This window comes from Vibrio sp. ER1A (assembly GCF_000733315.1).
Lineage (GTDB): Bacteria > Pseudomonadota > Gammaproteobacteria > Enterobacterales > Vibrionaceae > Vibrio > Vibrio mediterranei.
The window spans coordinates 1-3,453 of sequence record NZ_JPJA01000018.1; the positions used below are offsets into that span (position 1 = coordinate 1).

Annotated in this window: 3 protein-coding genes and 1 pseudogene; 3 read left to right on the forward strand and 1 reads right to left on the reverse strand. The window is 40.5% G+C overall.

The features are described from left to right. The first annotated feature begins 155 nt into the window (after nucleotides 1-155). From HW45_RS02960 to HW45_RS02970, 3 genes and pseudogenes are all read left to right on the forward strand, one after another. Complete coding sequence (locus HW45_RS02960; protein ID WP_038224610.1) at nucleotides 156-1,034, forward strand: metal ABC transporter substrate-binding protein; 879 nt, start codon at nucleotides 156-158, stop codon at nucleotides 1,032-1,034. Between the two features lie 188 nt (nucleotides 1,035-1,222). Further along, nucleotides 1,223-1,840, forward strand: a pseudogene (locus tag HW45_RS02965) (DUF1007 family protein). 3 nt (nucleotides 1,841-1,843) lie between these two features. Further along, nucleotides 1,844-2,797 carry a nickel/cobalt transporter gene (locus HW45_RS02970; protein ID WP_051867699.1) on the forward strand — a complete coding sequence of 318 codons (954 nt, stop codon included), beginning with the start codon at nucleotides 1,844-1,846 and terminating at the stop codon, nucleotides 2,795-2,797. 319 nt (nucleotides 2,798-3,116) lie between these two features. Here HW45_RS02970 and HW45_RS28655 read toward each other — a convergent pair whose 3' ends face one another. Next, a complete protein-coding gene (locus HW45_RS28655) occupies nucleotides 3,117-3,347 on the reverse strand; it encodes a Txe/YoeB family addiction module toxin (protein WP_081875744.1) in 231 nt (76 codons plus the stop codon). Between the last annotated feature and the right edge of the window lie 106 nt (nucleotides 3,348-3,453).

Sequence of the window (3,453 nt, forward strand, 5' to 3'; positions counted from 1 at the left end):
TTGAGTTTCCTTACCTTCGAGTCACTGCCTGCCGGTCCCGCTATCGTACTGGCCGCGACCATTATTTTTTTATTGTCAATTCTGTTTGGAGCCCATAAAGGCATCTGCCCCATCTTTAAGTCTCAATCTATTCGATATAAATAAAGGAATACATAATGAAAAAAACGCTTACCGCTATTTTTTCGTTTGCTGCGCTCCTGAGTACTTATGCGCATGCACAAACCGTTCAAACTGTTGCAAGCTTTTCGGTTCTTGCCGATATTGCTAAACAAGTCGGAGGGGAACATATCCAAGTCTCAACTTTAGTTGGTCCTGATGGTGACCCCCATACTTTTGAACCTACGGCAAAGGATAGTGTCACTCTGAGCCAAGCAGACCTAGTATTCGTAAGTGGATTAGGTCTGGAAGGGTGGATGGGGCGTCTTATCTCAGCCTCCGGATATCAGGGGATGGTTGTTACCGCATCTAAAGGTATTTCGACACGAAAAATGGAAGAAGATGGGGAAACCATAACCGACCCACATGCATGGAATAGTGCCAAGAATGCAGAAGTCTATGCGAGAAATATTATGGAAGCACTCATCAAAACCGAGCCTCAATATGCCGACTACTTCAGGGCAAACGGAGAAGCGTATATCGCCCAACTTGATGCATTAGATCAATGGGCAAACACACAGTTCAATACTATTCAAAAATCAAAGAGAAAAGTCTTGACTAGCCATGACGCGTTTGGCTATTTCGGCGAAGCCTATGGCGTCAAATTCTTGTCCCCTGTAGGTTTCTCCACCGAATCAGAAGCCAGTGCAAGTGGTGTTGCCAAGCTTATTGATCAAATGAAAACGGAAAAGATCCACTGTTATTTTATTGAAAACCAGACTGACCCACGTTTAGTCAAACAAATTGCAAGCGCAACAGGAGCAACTGCGGGTGGAGAATTATATCCAGAAGCATTAACACATGCTAATGGGAATGCTCCTACTTACATCGATGCCTTTAAACATAATGTCATCACAATGGTTAACTCAATGAAGTAAATTTGAGTATTTCTCCATAGACCACCTTCAGCGTATTGACTGAAGGTGGTTAATCGCGTCGTACAAGGCAACTAATCACTATGCCTTACGAAACTAATCAACGTTATCTCAGTCCAAAGTGACATGATGCAACATTTTACTCTATGTGTATGTCTCCTAGATTCTACTTCCAAATCACGCTATTTATCATGAGTTTTCTCGGTAGTAAAACTTCGTTCGCCCATCCTCACTCTTGGATAGACATGCAAACCACCGTATTGGGTTCAGAAAAAGCGATTACTGGTTTTAAAATGCGATGAGTATTCGATCCAATGACTACAGCTTATCTCTTTGATGGAGAAGATATGACTCCTCAACACAAGCAGCAGACACTAGATAAGTTGAGCAAAGAGGTTGTGGGCAATATGCTAGGCAGCCATTACTTCACGTATTTTCTAGATAGTGATGGTAAAACACCGATTCGATATAAGGCAGTTCAACACAGTGAGTTAACTCAAAGTAAAGGAAAAGCAATATTAAGTTTTACTATCACACTTGTTCATCCGTACCCCTTTAATAATCAAACTCTAAGCCTCAAGATATTCGACCCAACCTACTATATCGACATGTCGTGGGCCACAGCCAATGATATAAACCTAGATAAGACATTAACTCCCTACTGTGAGATTAAACTGCATCAACCCAATCCTACATCGGCACAAGTTAACTATGCACTGTCAATCCCAGCAGATGCAGATCCTGATGATTCGCTCGGACAACTCTTCACCCAAAATGCAAAGATCACTTGTCATACGGAGCATAAATAATTTATGAAAACGACTATAACGGACCCTCAATCGGTCAAAATAGATCAACGTTACCGTTTTTTTATTGTGCTTCTCGTTATTGTTGGTTTGCTGTTAGGTTATATACTCTATCAATTTTGGCCAACTCTCCTAATGAAGTCCATTCAATGGCAAAAAGTAGTTGTCAGTCAACTCAGCGATATTCTCTACACATCGAAACTAGATTGGTCCTCTTTTTCAGTGTTAATCAAAGTCAGTCTGATTTACGGTATCTTGCACTCACTAGGTCCGGGACATGGTAAGGTGGTCGTCAACACGTATATCGCCACACACAATTCGAAACTCAAACTCGGTATAGCTATTACCGTCATTTCCGCGCTGCTTCAAGCCATTACGGCTATCGCTGTAGTAAGTGGAATGCTATTTGTGATAGACACTACTATGAAAAAACTCAATCTTGTGGTGGTTGATTTTATTCACGCCAGTTTCGTTGCCGTATTTTTACTTGGTGGGTATATAGCTATCCAATCACTTCGTCATCGTCCAAGTCATGTGAGACACTCTCATGTACACAATGATGGTGTATGTAGTTGTGGGCATAAACATCAAGCCACACCAAATGAGCTCAATACTATTTCAAACTGGCAAGAATTTGTATTAATGGTACTAAGCATTGGTATTCGACCATGTACTGGTGCAATTTTAGTTCTCTTTTTATCCAGTATTACTCAGCAATTTTGGATAGGAATATTAAGTGTATTTGCTATGGCACTTGGAACTGCTTTTACCACCTCAACCATTGCAGTCATGACAGTAGCGGGTAAGAGGATCGTTTATAGCTACCTCACAACATCCACATATATTTCGCCATATTGGGGAATTATATTACGATTTTTAGTGGGAGTGATGCTGATGTTGATGGCGGTACTATTTTATCAAGTAAACCAATATGCAATATCTCCGTTGTTCGCTAAATAAATCAGCATATTACAATTCGATTTTTAATGCGGACCTCTCCTTTACAAGAGTTTTACGCTCATCATGACGTAACCAGAAATTAAACTGACCTTTGTTCACATCCGCTCGAAGTCGCCCCTTCTTCTTCAAGCGGGCAATCACATTGACAATAGCTCGTACTTATACGCGTCTTATCCCAAAAGAAAAGTTGTTAGTAGACTAAAATAGGTTTTTAGATTCATTAGTATAAGCTAATTTATATTATTGCAATATGTTAAATTAGATGTTGCTTAATTTAGGTCTTGAGTATCTATTTGATGTCAGACAGTTGAGTCTGAGTTTAGTAGTGGTAACGGCACGAAATGATCGTTATTGCTTGCTCATCGACTGCATAAACAAACCTATTAGTATCATCGATACGCCGAGACCAAAAACCAGATAGGTTCTCTTTTAACGGTTCTGGTTTACCAATCCCTTCAAACGGAGAGCGCTTAACATCGTTGATGAGTTTGTTGATACGTTTGAGAGTTTTCTTGTCTTGTGTTTGCCAAGGCTTTGTTGCCGAATTCAGCTAAAGAGCGAACGCTAGGAACGTTAGCTAAATAGATCACATCTTAAACAACATACTGAGTTTCAGGCATACCTATCCCGGTCAGCTTGTTGAGTGCTTTGATCAT